General features: G+C 61.1%; 14 protein-coding genes. All 14 read left to right on the top strand.

The genetic code is table 11. The features are described 5' to 3' along the window. The first annotated feature begins 13 nt into the window (after positions 1-13). The 14 genes from N8A98_RS19605 (at position 14) to nuoI (ending at position 13,289) form a co-directional block, all read left to right on the top strand. Positions 14-1,135, top strand: a complete 1,122-nt coding sequence (locus N8A98_RS19605; protein WP_262167849.1) for an epoxide hydrolase family protein — start codon at positions 14-16, stop codon at positions 1,133-1,135. Between the two features lie 128 nt (positions 1,136-1,263). Next, positions 1,264-1,992 (top strand): peptide-methionine (S)-S-oxide reductase MsrA, encoded by a 729-nt coding sequence (msrA, locus tag N8A98_RS19600; protein WP_262167847.1) that lies wholly within the window; start codon positions 1,264-1,266, stop codon positions 1,990-1,992. Positions 1,993-2,184: 192 nt separating this feature from the next. After that, positions 2,185-2,736: an outer membrane protein gene (locus N8A98_RS19595; protein WP_262167846.1), complete on the top strand. Its 552-nt coding sequence runs from the start codon at positions 2,185-2,187 to the stop codon at positions 2,734-2,736. Between the two features lie 293 nt (positions 2,737-3,029). After that, the gene (locus tag N8A98_RS19590; RefSeq protein ID WP_262167844.1) at positions 3,030-3,611 is read left to right on the top strand and encodes an outer membrane protein; all 582 of its coding nucleotides are present in this window, start codon (positions 3,030-3,032) and stop codon (positions 3,609-3,611) included. Positions 3,612-4,044: 433 nt separating this feature from the next. Continuing rightward, on the top strand, positions 4,045-4,410 hold the full coding sequence (locus N8A98_RS19585) for an NADH-quinone oxidoreductase subunit A (protein ID WP_035096883.1): 366 nt from the start codon (positions 4,045-4,047) through the stop codon (positions 4,408-4,410). Then, positions 4,401-4,982 carry a NuoB/complex I 20 kDa subunit family protein gene (locus N8A98_RS19580; RefSeq protein WP_113120396.1) on the top strand — a complete coding sequence of 194 codons (582 nt, stop codon included), beginning with the start codon at positions 4,401-4,403 and terminating at the stop codon, positions 4,980-4,982. The genes N8A98_RS19585 and N8A98_RS19580 overlap by 10 nt, the downstream gene beginning before the upstream one ends. A gap of 11 nt (positions 4,983-4,993) precedes the next feature. Further along, positions 4,994-5,611, top strand: a complete 618-nt coding sequence (locus N8A98_RS19575; protein WP_262167841.1) for an NADH-quinone oxidoreductase subunit C — start codon at positions 4,994-4,996, stop codon at positions 5,609-5,611. Further along, positions 5,608-6,801 carry an NADH-quinone oxidoreductase subunit D gene (locus tag N8A98_RS19570; protein ID WP_113120398.1) on the top strand — a complete coding sequence of 398 codons (1,194 nt, stop codon included), beginning with the start codon at positions 5,608-5,610 and terminating at the stop codon, positions 6,799-6,801. The genes N8A98_RS19575 and N8A98_RS19570 overlap by 4 nt, the downstream gene beginning before the upstream one ends. Continuing rightward, complete coding sequence (gene nuoE / locus N8A98_RS19565) at positions 6,801-8,108, top strand: NADH-quinone oxidoreductase subunit NuoE (RefSeq protein WP_262167838.1); 1,308 nt, start codon at positions 6,801-6,803, stop codon at positions 8,106-8,108. Before N8A98_RS19570 ends, nuoE begins: the two co-directional genes overlap by 1 nt. Next, entirely contained in the window at positions 8,109-8,312 is a 204-nt protein-coding gene (locus N8A98_RS19560; protein WP_113120400.1) for a hypothetical protein, read from the top strand. A 2-nt stretch (positions 8,313-8,314) separates the two neighbouring features. Further along, positions 8,315-9,622 carry an NADH-quinone oxidoreductase subunit NuoF gene (gene nuoF / locus N8A98_RS19555; protein WP_035096874.1) on the top strand — a complete coding sequence of 436 codons (1,308 nt, stop codon included), beginning with the start codon at positions 8,315-8,317 and terminating at the stop codon, positions 9,620-9,622. Between the two features lie 5 nt (positions 9,623-9,627). After that, a complete protein-coding gene (gene nuoG, locus N8A98_RS19550) occupies positions 9,628-11,694 on the top strand; it encodes an NADH-quinone oxidoreductase subunit NuoG (protein ID WP_262167835.1) in 2,067 nt (688 codons plus the stop codon). A gap of 9 nt (positions 11,695-11,703) precedes the next feature. Next, the gene (gene nuoH, locus N8A98_RS19545) at positions 11,704-12,801 is read left to right on the top strand and encodes an NADH-quinone oxidoreductase subunit NuoH (RefSeq protein WP_262167834.1); all 1,098 of its coding nucleotides are present in this window, start codon (positions 11,704-11,706) and stop codon (positions 12,799-12,801) included. Then, a complete protein-coding gene (gene nuoI, locus N8A98_RS19540; RefSeq protein ID WP_262167832.1) occupies positions 12,801-13,289 on the top strand; it encodes an NADH-quinone oxidoreductase subunit NuoI in 489 nt (162 codons plus the stop codon). Before nuoH ends, nuoI begins: the two co-directional genes overlap by 1 nt. Position 13,290: the final 1 nt, after the last annotated feature.

The raw sequence follows: 13,290 nt of genomic DNA, 5'->3' as shown, positions 1-13,290 counted from the left end.
AAGGACGCAGCAAATGACCGACATTACCCCGTTCAAGATTGCCATCCCCGAAGCCAAACTGGCCGATCTGCACCAGCGCCTGGCCAATACGATCCTCGCCAATGAAGTGCCCGGCGCCGGTTGGAGCTATGGCCCCACGACCGATTTCGTCGCCGGCATGATCGACCGCCTGCAAAACGGCTTCGACTGGCGCGCCCAGGAAGCTGCTATCAACCAGCATCCGCAATTCACCACCGAGATCGACGGCCAGACCATTCATTTTCTGCACGTCAAGGCCGGCACCCAGAATGCGATTCCGCTGCTGTTGCTGCATGGCTGGCCGGGCTCGTTTGTCGAATTTCTCGGCGCTATCGCGCCGCTGACCGCCGCCGGCTTCGATCTGGTCATTCCCTCGCTGCCTGGTTTCGGCTTTTCCGGTCCGACGCGCGAGGCCGGCTGGAATGACGGCCGCATTGCCAATGCCCTGCTCGAATTGATGTCGCGCATTGGTTATCAGCGTTTCGGCGTCCAGGGCGGCGACGCCGGGGCCGTGATTGCACCGGCCATTGCCCGTGCCGCACCCGATCGGGTCATCGGCGTGCATGTCAACGCCGCCACCATGGGCTTCATTCCCATGGGCCCGATCGAGCCCAGCGATATCGCCAGCTTCAGCGATGCCGAAAAGACCCGGCTGCAGCGCCTGCAACAGTTCATGGCCGAGCGCTTTGGCTTCAATGCCCTGCAGTCCAGCCGTCCCCAGACCGTGGCCTATGGCATCACCGACTCGCCAGCGGGCCTCATTGCCTGGTTGGCCGATATGTTCACCGGCTTCGGCGATAGCCCCGATGCCGTAGACAGGGACAAGTTCCTGACCAATCTGCTGATCTATTGGTTCACCGGCACGGCTGCGTCTTCGATCCGCCTCTACTACGAAAACGCCCATGACCCAGAGGCATGGTCGCCCAAGCCGAATTCGGGTGTCCCCACCGGGGTGGCCGTTTTCGCCCGCGATGAAGTTGCCATTCGCCGCTTCAGCGAGGATGGCAACACCATCACCCGCTGGACCGAACTCGACAGCGGCGGCCACTTCGCCGCGCTGGAAGTGCCGCAGGTCTGGGCGGCAGAGGTCGCGGCCTTCTTCACCGGCCTCAAATAGCGGGCAGGGGCGTGGCGGTTTGTACCGCCACGCCCCGCTTCATTTCGACGTGATACTGCTGCCCCACCGCGTGCTTTAGCCCATATATAAAGTGTAGCCGCGCACATCAGCTCGCAGAGGTCCGTCTCATGGTACGATCATCCGCCATCCCCTTGACTGCTCCGCTGACCCGCGCTGCTCTGGCGGCGTTGCTTTTTGTGCCGGTCCTATTGCTCGGCGCCTGGCAGGCAGGAGCGCGGGCCGAAGAGAAACCGGTCGTCATTCCGGCACCCTCCAGCGACATCACCGAATCCGGGCCAACAGCAACGGCGGTATTCGCCGGTGGCTGCTTCTGGGGCGTGCAAGGCGTGTTCCAGCACGTGGTCGGCGTCACCAATGCCGTTTCGGGCTATTCGGGCGGCGCAGCGGAGACCGCCACTTACGAGCAGACCGGCAGCGGCACCACCGGGCATGCCGAAACCGTTGAGGTGACCTATGATCCAGCCGTGGTCAGCTATGGCCAATTGCTGCAGATCTATTTTTCGGTCGCGCATAACCCGACCCAGCTCAATTATCAGGGCCCGGATCACGGCACGCAATATCGCTCGACGATCTTTCCCGTCAGCGATGCCCAGGCCGAGCTAGCCCGGACCTACATTGCCGAGCTCGACAAGGCCGGGCTGTTCGAGGGGCCGATCGTCACCACCATCGAGCCGTTCAAGGCATTCTATCCCGCCGAGCAATATCACCAGGATTTCCTGACGCTGAACCCGACCTGGCCCTATATCGTGGCCAATGACCTGCCCAAGATCGGGGCACTCAAGGCGCTGTTCCCCGACGAATATCGTGACCAGCCGGTGCTCGTCGGCACATTATAAAGAGAAGGGCAGGGCGCGCGGCCCGGCCCTGAGTCACATGCAAACTGCTGGCAGTGCCATTTTTTGGCCCCGCGAGGGGCGCCATTCTGCCAGTAAGCCAGCGTAGGAGTAAGTGGTCGGGCCGCTACGGAACCAAGCACGCAAATCGCGGGTTCCTGTCATAGACGGTCTCAATAGCAGGGGAGAACAGCGATGAAACTGTTCAACGCATTCGCTATCGCCGCGCTGACCGCCACCCTCTCGACAGGGCCTGCTGCTGCGGCCGACATGATCACCGTTCCCACCTCTACGCCCGTTGAAATGCCCGTTGCCGAGTCAGCCGGCTTCGACTGGAGCGGCTTTTATGCAGGCGTCTATGGCGTCGCGCAGCATGGCGAGGACAGCGGCACGCAATACGGCCTGGGCGTCCAGGCCGGCGTCAACGCTCAATTCGACTATTATCTGTTGGGTGCCGAAGTGGCCGTGCACGGCCTTGCGGGCAATGACGGCGCCGGGGAAACCAGCTATGGCCAGATCCTGGGCCGCGCTGGCCTGGCGGTCACCGACGATGTCGCCGTTTATGCCGCGGGTGGATACGGCCTAGACCTTGGCGCCCCCGAGGAAGATGACATGCTGTTCGGCGCCGGCGTCGAAATGGCGATCACCGGCAATGTTTCGGTCGAGGCGCAATATCTGCGCAGCTTCCCGCTATCGGGTGATAACGCCAAGAACCAGTTTACCGTTGGCGCGAACTATCACTTCTGATTCTTGACAAGTGGTTCAATAGCCCTGCCTATGGTAGGGCTATTTTGTTTTTGGGCAAGGCTTTGGACCGGCGCTATGCCCTGATTCTGCCGTCTGGTGGCCACGGGCAAGTGCCAATCAAGCCGTATTTGTATCAAATTGAACCAATTGCGCGGTATTGATGCAACACAAGCCCCCAAATGGTCATTGAATCTTATCCGAGCCCCCAAATTTGCCCTTGGTAAGGCTTGTCAGCGGCCCTCTCGTGGGGCATTTATCGGTCGACTACGGTTAACTCTATGGGAGTGCAAGATATGTTTGTACGTTCGCTTTCTCTCGGTGTGGCTGCTGCCGCGCTGCTCGTTGGTGGTGCTCAGGCCGCCGACCTCATCATCCCGACCACGCCTGCTCCGATCTATGAAGCAGCCGGTTTCTCTTGGGATGGCCTCTACGCTGGTGTCCAGGGCGGCGGTCTGTTCTTCGGTGATGACAACAACTACGGCGTCATCGGCGCTCACGTTGGCGTGAACTTCATCGTTGCTGACCCGATCCTGCTCGGCCTCGAAGGCACTGCAGAATACGTCTGGGGCCAGAATGCCCTCGACCAGGACATCAGCGCTGGTAACTTCTTCATCAACGGTCGCGTTGGTGCCATCGTGACCGACTCGGTCCTGGTGTACGCACTGGCCGGTGTTGGCGTTGAGACCCTCGAAGATCGCGCCATCGGCGACGACAACCAGGGCGTCTACCAGCTCGGTGCCGGTGTTGAACTTGCTGTTTCCGACGCTGTCACCGTTCGCGGTCAGGTTGTTGGTTATGGCTACTTCGACGACGCTGTTGGCGACGACTTCTTCGACGCTGCCAAGGCAACGATCGGCGTTTCCTACCACTTCTAAGATTTATACCTGACGGGGCGTTCGCGCCCCGTCGACTAAATCTTGTAAGCCCAATTCGGCGAACCACTTCGTGTGTGGTTCGCCGTTTTGCTTTTGGATTCGTGATTCGGTTGCCTCAAGGTGCACGCCAAGCACGTTATCCGGACCGCCAGCGTGCACAGTCCGTTAGCATCAGCGCACCAAGTGCGTATGCCGCGACCACCCGTTTTCACGCAAATGTTTACCGCCGAAATGCCTGCCAGCACGGCAAATTGGCGCTCTCACGCCTTATCGATATATGATTATTCTTCTCATATTTTCTTTCCCTTGAAACGCGCTAGCCAAAGGTCTAATCCCAAGCCATCAACTTCCGCGTTGGTTCGCTTGCCCCAATTGCTCGCAGAACTCTCGCGTTCCCGGCTTCTCCTGTCGGTCTTGAGTGTTAGGCTGCCGCATGACTGATTTGCTCAGCGACTATCTGCCCATTGTCATTTTCATTGGCATTGCCGGTCTTATCGGACTGTCTCTGCTGGTGGCGCCCTTCATCGTCGCCGTGAAGCGCCCAGACCCCGAAAAGGTCTCCGCCTTCGAAGCCGGCTTTGAAGCCTTCGACGATGCGCGCATGAAGTTCGACGTCCGTTTTTACCTGGTGTCGATTCTCTTCATCATCTTCGACCTCGAAGTGGCTTTCCTCTTCCCCTGGGCCGTGGCGTTCCGGGATGTTGGCTGGTTCGGCTTCTGGTCGATGATGATCTTCCTCGGCGTTCTGACCGTCGGGTTCATTTATGAATGGCGGAAAGGGGCTCTCGAATGGGATTGAGCGAACAGAACGCTACGCTGGTCGCGCCGCGCCCCACCGGGCTCATTGACCCGCGCACCAATAAGCCCGCAGGCGCCAATGACCCGTTCTTCACCGATGTGACGGACGAGTTGGCGGATAAGGGCTTCCTGGTCTCCACCGTATCGCAACTGGTCAATTGGGCCCGCACGGGCTCGCTGATGTGGATGCAAACGGGGCTGGCCTGCTGCGCCGTCGAGATGATGCAGATGTCGATGCCACGCTACGATATCGAGCGTTTCGGCACCGCCCCGCGCGCCTCTCCGCGCCAGTCCGACGTGCTGATCGTCGCCGGCACGCTGACCAATAAAATGGCTCCGGCTTTGCGCAAGGTCTACGACCAGATGCCGGAGCCGCGCTATGTCATCTCCATGGGCAGCTGTGCCAATGGCGGCGGTTATTATCACTATTCCTATTCGGTTGTGCGCGGCTGCGATCGCGTGCTGCCGGTGGACGTCTATGTCCCCGGCTGCCCCCCGACCGCTGAAGCGCTTCTTTACGGCATCCTCTTGCTGCAAAAGAAGATTCGGCGCACCGGCACCATCGAACGTTAGGACCCCATTTCATGGATGAGGTTATCCAGGTTGATCCGCTGACCGCGCTGGGCGAGCACATTGCCGGCGCTTTGGGCGGTGTGATTCTTGCCAACGAAATCAGCTATGGCGAGCTGACACTGACCATCGAGCGCGACGCAATTGTGGCCGTGGCCACTTTCCTGCGCGATGACGCAAAATGCCGGTTCATTAGCTTCACCGACGTGACGGCGGTCGACTACCCGGAACGCGATGAGCGGTTCGACGTGGTCTACCACTTCATGAGCCCGCAGTTGAACCAGCGCATCCGCATCAAGCTGACGACCGACGACACGATGCCGGTGCCCAGCATTACCGGTGTGTTCCGTGGCGCCGACTGGTTCGAGCGCGAGACCTACGATCTCTATGGCGTGCTGTTCTCCGGTCACAATGACCTGCGCCGCATCCTGACCGATTATGGGTTCGATGGGCATCCGCTGCGCAAGGACTTCCCGGTCACCGGCTTCGTTCAGGTCAAATATGACGAAGAGCGCAAGCGGGTTGTCTATGAGCCCGTCAAGCTGATGCAGGAATTCCGCACCTTTGACTATCTGTCGCCTTGGGAGGGTACAGACTATGTGCTGCCCGGTGACGAGAAGGCCAAGCAATGACCGTTGAAGCCGAAGTCCGCAATTTCACCATCAACTTTGGGCCGGTTCACCCCTCCGCTCACGGCGTTCTTCGCCTGATTCTGGAGCTGGACGGGGAAATCGTTGAGCGCGTCGATCCGCATATCGGGCTGCTGCATCGCGGCACCGAAAAGCTGATCGAGCAGAAGACCTATCTGCAGGCCGTGCCCTATTTCGATCGCCTCGACTATGTGGCGCCGATGAATCAGGAGCATGCTTTCGCCCTGGCCGTCGAAAAGCTGCTGGGTCTTGAAGTGCCACGCCGCGGCCAGCTGATCCGCGTGCTCTATTCGGAAATCGGGCGCCTTTTGGCCCACCTGATGAACGTCACGACCCAGGCGATGGACGTTGGCGCATTGACGCCGCCGCTCTGGGGCTTCGAGCAGCGCGAAAAGCTCATGGTGTTCTATGAGCGCGCGTCGGGCGCCCGCATGCATGCCGCCTATTTCCGTCCCGGTGGTGTCCATCAGGACCTGCCGCAGGCGCTGATCGACGATATCGAGACCTTCTGCGAGACCTTCCCCAAGGCTCTCGCCGATATCGACAGTCTTCTGACCAATAACCGCATCTTCAAGCAGCGTAATGTCGATATCGGCGTGGTCGATCTCGATGATGCCTGGAATATGGGCTTTTCAGGCGTGATGGTGCGGGGTTCGGGCGCTGCCTGGGACCTGCGCAAGAGCCAACCTTACGAATGCTATGCCGAAATGGATTTCGATATCCCGGTCGGCAAGAATGGCGACTGCTACGACCGCTATCTCATCCGTATGGAAGAGATGCGCCAGTCCACCAGCATCATGAAGCAGTGTGTGGCGAAGCTGAACGCCGCCGATGGCAAGGGCCCGGTGTCCTCGCTCGATGGCAAGGTCGTGCCGCCCAGCCGTGGCGAGATGAAGAAGTCGATGGAAGCGCTGATCCATCACTTCAAGCTCTATACCGAAGGCTACAAGGTGCCGGCTGGCGAGGTTTACGCTGCCGTGGAAGCGCCCAAGGGCGAGTTCGGCGTTTATCTCGTCAGCGACGGCTCCAACAAGCCTTACCGCTGCAAGATCCGCGCGCCGGGTTTTGCGCATTTGTCGGCCATGGATTTCCTGTGTCGCGGCCACATGCTGGCTGATGTCTCGGCCATCCTTGGCTCGCTTGATATCGTGTTCGGAGAGGTTGATCGCTGATGGTTGCGCGTCGCCTTGCGGACGAGTCGGTTCAACCGGCCGCGTTCGCCTTTACTGCTGACAACGCCAAATGGGCGGAATGGAAGATCGGGCTTTACCCGGCCGGCCGTCAGCAATCTGCTGTTATTCCGCTGCTTATGCGCGCACAGGATCAGGATGGCTGGGTCAGCCGTGCGACGATCGAAACGATCGCCGACATGCTGGGCATGGCCTATATCCGCGTGCTCGAAGTGGCCACGTTCTATACCCAGTTCCAACTGCAGCCGGTCGGCAGCAGGGCGCATATCCAGGTTTGCGGCACGACGCCGTGCATGCTGCGTGGCGCCGAGGGCCTGATCGAGGTCTGCAAGAGCAAGATCCATCACGATCCGCACCATCTCAACGAAGATGGCACGCTGAGCTGGGAAGAAGTCGAATGCGCGGGCGCCTGCGTCAACGCGCCCATGGTGGCGATTTTTCACGACACTTATGAAGACCTGACGGCCGAACGGCTCGAAGAGATCATCGATGCTTTCCAGGCCGGCAAGGGCGATACGATCAAGGCGGGCTCGCAGATCGAGCGGCTCAATTCGGCTGCTGAAGGCGGTCGCACCACTCTGCTGGAAAAGCCGAGCGCCAAGCGCGAGAAGTTCGTGCCCCCGCCGCCGCCAGTAGATGCGGCGGCTCCCGCAGCGGCCCCAGCCGCCCCCGCGCCGACCACGGCGGCCAAGCCCAAGGACGTGACCGCTGAATCTGCTCCGGCGATCAAGGGCACGCCCCAGCCAGCTAAGGTTTCCGAAGCCAAGGCCGAAGGCGAGCGCAAGGCCGCCGATATTGCGGCCAAGGCGAATGGCAAGCCCAACAAGGCGATGCGGGAAAATGCAGTCGGCGCCGAGTCCGATGCGGCGAAGGTCGACGGGGGCAGGGCTCCCGGCAAGGCCACAAATGCCGCGCCCGCGCATGGTGCGACGCCGGCCGGCACCGCAAAGACCCGTGCGATCAAGGCGCCCAAGGCCAATCCTGCCGAAGTCAATCCGGTGGCAGAAAAGGGCGGCGCAACGCCGCTGTTCAAGGCCCCCGATGGTGTGCCGGATGACCTCAAGCTGATTTCGGGTGTCGGCCCCGTGCTCGAGGGCCGTCTCAACGCTTTGGGCATCACCCAATGGAGCCAGGTTGCAAAGCTCTCGGCCGAGGATATTGCCAAGGTTGAGGACTCGCTGAGCTTCAAGGGTCGCGTTGCGCGCGACAACTGGCTGCAACAGGCCGAGGCACTCGCCAAGGGCGGGATCGAAGAATACCGCAAGGTGTTTGGGAAGGACCCGCGCTAAATGGCTGAGGGCAAGATCGAATTTGGCAAGCTGACCGGCAAGGACTACGCCATGGGCGTAGGCTTTGTGGTTATTGCCATGATCATTGCCCAAGGCCTTGTTGCTTATCTTATTCCAGGTGCCCCGCCAGCTTTGCTGGGCGCCATTGGCGCGGCCATCGGAGTGGCTGCCTGGTTTTCATACTTGCGGAAGCGGAACGGCTGATCATGCTCGCTGACAAGGATCGCATTTTTACTAATCTCTATGGCCAGGGCGACTGGGGCCTTGAAGGCGCGCGGTCTCGCGGCGCCTGGGTCGGCACCAAGGAGTTTATCGACTCCGGGCGCGACTGGATCACCAATGAGGTCAAGGCATCGGGCCTGCGTGGCCGTGGCGGGGCAGGGTTCCCCACCGCGCTCAAATGGACCTTCATGCCCAAGGTCAATGACGGCCGCCCGCATTACCTGCTGGTCAATGCCGACGAATCCGAGCCCGGCACCTGCAAGGACCGCGAAATCCTGCGCCACGATCCGCACCACCTGGTCGAAGGGTGCTTGCTGGCTGCCCGCGCCATGGATGCGCATCTGGCCTTTATCTATGTGCGTGGCGAGTTCATCCGTGAACGCCAGCATCTGGAACGCGCCGTCGAGGAAGCCTATGAGGCCCGCCTGATCGGCAAGGACAATATCCACGGCTGGGACCTGGACATCATCGTCCATCACGGCGCCGGCGCTTACATCTGCGGCGAAGAAACCGCGCTGATGGAATCGCTGGAAGGCAAGAAGGGCCAGCCGCGTCTCAAGCCGCCATTCCCCGCCGGCATGGGCGTCTATGGCAATCCGACCACGGTGAACAACGTCGAATCTATCGCTGTTGTGCCGGAAATCCTTCGCCGTTCGGGCGCCTGGTTTGCTTCGATCGGCCGCGCCAACAATACCGGCACCAAGCTGATGTGCGTTTCGGGCCATGTGAACCGCCCGGCGACCTTTGAAGAAGCCATGGGCGAAAGCTTCAAGGACATTATCGAAAAGCACTGCGGCGGCGTGCGTGGCGGCTGGGACAATCTGCTGGCGGTGATCCCCGGCGGCGCCTCGGTGCCCTGCGTCACCGGCGAGAAAATCCAGAACGCCATCGTCGATTTTGACGGGTTGCGTGAAGTGGGCTCGTCGATGGGCACTGCCGCCATCATCGTGATGGACAAGTCCACGGACATCATCAAGGCAATCTGGCGGCTGTCGGCCTTCTACAAGCATGAAAGCTGCGGCCAGTGCACGCCATGCCGCGAAGGCACGGGCTGGATGATGCGCGTGATGGAACGCATGGTCGAAGGCCGCGCCCAGAAGCGCGAAATCGACATGCTGTTCGAAGTCACCAAGCAGATCGAAGGCCACACTATCTGCGCGCTCGGCGACGCTGCCGCGTGGCCGATCCAGGGCCTGATCCGCAATTTCCGCCACGTCATCGAAGCGCGGATCGACCAGTACACATATTCGTCCACCTCCGATGGCGCTGTGCCGTCGATTGCGGCGGAGTAAGGCTGATGGCAAATATCAAGGTTGACGGCCAACTCGTCGAAGTTCCTGACTATTACACGCTGATGCAGGCGGCCGAGGCCGCTGGCGCGGAAATCCCGCGCTTCTGCTATCACGAGCGCCTGTCGGTGGCCGGCAATTGCCGCATGTGCCTGGTCGAGGTGAAGGGCGGTCCGCCCAAGCCGCAGGCCAGTTGCGCCATGTCGGTCAAGGATTTGCGGCCGGGCCCCAATGGCGAACCGCCTGAAATGTTCACCAACACGCCGATGGTCAAAAAGGCCCGCGAAGGCGTGATGGAATTCCTGCTGATCAACCACCCGCTCGATTGCCCGATCTGCGATCAGGGCGGCGAATGCGATCTCCAGGACCAGGCCATGGCCTATGGCGTGGACAAGAACCGCTTTGCCGAGAACAAGCGCGCCGTCGAGGACAAGTATATTGGCCCGCTGGTCAAGACCTCGATGAACCGTTGCATCCACTGCACGCGCTGCGTCCGCTTCACCACCGAAGTCGCCGGCATTGCCGAGATGGGTCTGCTGGGTCGCGGCGAAGACGCCGAGATCACCACCTATCTCGAAAAGGCGCTCACCAGCGAGTTGCAGGGCAATGTGATCGATCTGTGCCCGGTGGGCGCGCTGACCTCCAAGCCCTATGCCTTCAACGCCCGCCCCTGGGAGCTGACCAAGACCGAATCCATCGACGTGATGGACGCGGTTGGTTCGGCCATCCGTGTCGATAGCCGTGGCCGCGAAGTCATGCGCGTGCTGCCGCGTATCAACGAGGCGATCAACGAAGAGTGGATTTCCGACAAGACCCGCTTCATCTGGGATGGCCTCAAGAGCCAGCGCCTCGATCGCCCTTATGTGCGCAAGAACAAGAAGCTGGGCGCTACCACCTGGGATGATGCCTTCCAGACCGTCGCCAAGGCCCTCAAGAAGCCCGGTGCCCGCATCGGCGCTATCGCCGGTGATCTGGCCGGTGCCGAAGAGCTCTATGCGCTCAAGGCGCTGCTGGCTTCGCTCGGCTCGGGCAATGTCGACGCACGTCCCGCCGGATCGGCCTTGTCGCCCGCCAATGGCCGCGCCTCCTACATCTTCAACCCGACTATTGCCGGGATCGAACAGGCTGATGCCATCCTGCTGATCGGCACCAATCCGCGCCGCGAAGCTGCTGTGCTCAATGCCCGCATCCGCAAGGTGTGGCGCGCAACCGGCTTGCCGATCGGCCTGATCGGCGAGAGTGCCGATCTGACCTACACTGTGCAGCATCTGGGCAATGGCTCGGATTCGCTGGCTGATCTTACCGCCGGCAAGGGCAGCTTTGCCGAGCTTTGGGCCAATGCCAAGAAGCCGCTGGTGATCGTGGGTGAAGGCGCTGCGACTGCCGATGTGCTGGCTGCTGCCGCCAAGCTGGCGACGTCGAACACCGAAATCGAAGCCGGCTGGAACGGCTTTGCCGTGCTGCACAATGCCGCCGCCCGCGTCGGCGCGCTCGATGTCGGCTTCGTGCCGGCCAAGGGTGCTGCTGACACCGCCGCCATGCTGGCCGGTGGCGTCGATGTGCTGTTCCTGGTTGGCGCCGACGAAGTCGACATGTCCCAACTCGGCGAGACGCTTGTCGTCTATATCGGCACCCATGGCGACAATGGTGCACACCGCGCCGACGTCATCCTGCCGGGCGCTGCCTACACCGAGAAGAGCGCCACCTATGTCAACACCGAGGGCCGCGTGCAGGTGACCAACCGCGCCGTGTTCCCGCCGGGCGAAGCCAAGGAAGATTGGGCCATCATCCGTGCCCTGTCGGCCGTGGCCGGCCAGCCGCTGGCCTTCAATTCGCTGGCACAGCTGCGGGCCGCCATGTATGCGGAATTCCCGCACCTGGCCCGTATCGATGCCATTGCCGAAGGCAAGCCAGCCGATATCGCCAAGCTCGCCAAGACTTCGCCCAAGGGCAAGAAGGCCGCTTTCGTGTCGCCGGTGGCGGATTTCTATCTCAGCAATCCGATTGCCCGCGCATCCGCCGTCATGGGCGAATCCGCCGCATTGGCCGCTGGCCTGCGCCAGGCAGCGGAGTAGGGGAGCATAATGGACTTTATTACCACCGCTCTCGACTATCTGCTGGGCATCCCGATCCTGGGGTGGGGCGTGCAAGTCGGCCTCGTCTACAAGACGCTGCTGCTGCTGGTCTGCCTGCTGGTTTTCACCGCATTCATCCTGCTGGCTGACCGTAAGATCTGGGCTGCCGTGCAAATCCGTCGCGGCCCTAACGTGGTCGGGCCGTTCGGCCTGCTGCAGAGCTTTGCCGATCTGCTGAAGTTTGCCCTTAAAGAGGCGATCATTCCGGCCAGCGCGGACAAGTTCCTGTTCCTGTTCGCCCCGCTCCTAACCGCGACCCTGGCGCTTGCCGCCTGGGCTGTAGTGCCGGTGGGCGAGGGGCTGGCCATCGCCAATATCAATCTTGGCGTGCTCTATATCTTCGCGATTTCCTCGCTGGGCGTTTATGGCGTCATCATCGGCGGCTGGGCTTCGAACTCGAAATATCCGTTCCTCGGTTCGCTCCGCTCCGCCGCGCAGATGGTCAGCTATGAAGTCTCTATTGGCCTCGTGATCATCACCGTGCTGCTCTGCGTCGGCTCGCTCAATCTCAGCGATATCGTGCGGGCGCAGTACGAAATGGGCCTTGCCCATATGATCGGCCTGCCGCAGTTGACCTTCCTCAACTGGTTCTGGCTGCCGCTCTTTCCGATGTTCATCGTGTTCTACATTTCGGCCTTGGCCGAAACGAACCGCCCGCCATTCGATCTTCCTGAAGCCGAGTCCGAGCTGGTCGCCGGCTTCATGACCGAATATTCGGCCACGCCCTACATGCTGTTCATGCTGGGCGAGTACATCTCCATCCTGCTGATGTGCGCGCTCACCACGGTGCTGTTCCTGGGTGGCTGGACATCGCCGATTGACCTGCCGCCCTTCACCTGGATTCCGGGTGTCATCTGGTTCGTTCTCAAGCTCAGCGCGGTGTTCTTCATGTTCGCCATGGCCAAGTCCATCGTGCCGCGCTACCGCTACGATCAACTCATGCGCATTGGCTGGAAGCTGTTCCTGCCCCTGTCGCTGATCATGGTCGTCATCGTCGCTTTCGTGCTCCAGCTGACCGGCTGGGGCTGGCATGGAGGGGTCGCCTGATGCGTGTCGCCCAAGTCTTTAACACGCTGCTTCTGACCGAGTTGGTGTCGGGGTTCTTCCTCGGCATGCGCTACTTCTTTGCGCCCAAGCCGACCATCAATTACCCCTTCGAAAAGGGTCATATCAGCCCGCGCTTCCGGGGCGAGCATGCTTTGCGCCGGTATCCCAATGGCGAAGAGCGCTGCATTGCCTGCAAGCTGTGCGAGGCCATTTGCCCGGCCCAGGCCATCACTATCGAGGCCGGCCCGCGCCAGAATGACGGCACCCGCCGCACAGTGCGCTACGACATCGATATGGTGAAGTGCATCTATTGCGGCTTCTGCCAGGAAGCCTGCCCGGTCGATGCGATCGTGGAAGGCCCCAATTTCGAATTTGCGACCGAGACGCGTGAAGAGCTTTACTTCTCCAAGGAAAAGCTCCTGGCCAATGGTGATCGTTGGGAGCGTGAAATCGCTGCCAATCTCGCTGCCGACGCGCCCTACCGATAAG

This window comes from Devosia neptuniae (assembly GCF_025452235.1).
Classification (GTDB): domain Bacteria; phylum Pseudomonadota; class Alphaproteobacteria; order Rhizobiales; family Devosiaceae; genus Devosia.
The sequence above is the reverse complement of the archived record's forward strand: the minus strand, read 5'-3'. Positions and strand labels throughout refer to the sequence as shown.

Excerpts from the sequence above, each read along its gene's own strand:
- N8A98_RS19605 (WP_262167849.1), top strand. The coding sequence starts at position 14 with ATGACCGACATTACCCCGTTCAAGATTGCCATCCCCGAAGCCAAACTG.
- msrA (WP_262167847.1), top strand. The coding sequence starts at position 1,264 with ATGGTACGATCATCCGCCATCCCCTTGACTGCTCCGCTGACCCGCGCT.
- N8A98_RS19595 (WP_262167846.1), top strand. The coding sequence starts at position 2,185 with ATGAAACTGTTCAACGCATTCGCTATCGCCGCGCTGACCGCCACCCTC.
- N8A98_RS19590 (WP_262167844.1), top strand. The coding sequence starts at position 3,030 with ATGTTTGTACGTTCGCTTTCTCTCGGTGTGGCTGCTGCCGCGCTGCTC.
- N8A98_RS19585 (WP_035096883.1), top strand. The coding sequence starts at position 4,045 with ATGACTGATTTGCTCAGCGACTATCTGCCCATTGTCATTTTCATTGGC.
- N8A98_RS19580 (WP_113120396.1), top strand. The coding sequence starts at position 4,401 with ATGGGATTGAGCGAACAGAACGCTACGCTGGTCGCGCCGCGCCCCACC.
- N8A98_RS19575 (WP_262167841.1), top strand. The coding sequence starts at position 4,994 with ATGGATGAGGTTATCCAGGTTGATCCGCTGACCGCGCTGGGCGAGCAC.
- N8A98_RS19570 (WP_113120398.1), top strand. The coding sequence starts at position 5,608 with ATGACCGTTGAAGCCGAAGTCCGCAATTTCACCATCAACTTTGGGCCG.
- nuoE (WP_262167838.1), top strand. The coding sequence starts at position 6,801 with ATGGTTGCGCGTCGCCTTGCGGACGAGTCGGTTCAACCGGCCGCGTTC.
- N8A98_RS19560 (WP_113120400.1), top strand. The coding sequence starts at position 8,109 with ATGGCTGAGGGCAAGATCGAATTTGGCAAGCTGACCGGCAAGGACTAC.
- nuoF (WP_035096874.1), top strand. The coding sequence starts at position 8,315 with ATGCTCGCTGACAAGGATCGCATTTTTACTAATCTCTATGGCCAGGGC.
- nuoG (WP_262167835.1), top strand. The coding sequence starts at position 9,628 with ATGGCAAATATCAAGGTTGACGGCCAACTCGTCGAAGTTCCTGACTAT.
- nuoH (WP_262167834.1), top strand. The coding sequence starts at position 11,704 with ATGGACTTTATTACCACCGCTCTCGACTATCTGCTGGGCATCCCGATC.
- nuoI (WP_262167832.1), top strand. The coding sequence starts at position 12,801 with ATGCGTGTCGCCCAAGTCTTTAACACGCTGCTTCTGACCGAGTTGGTG.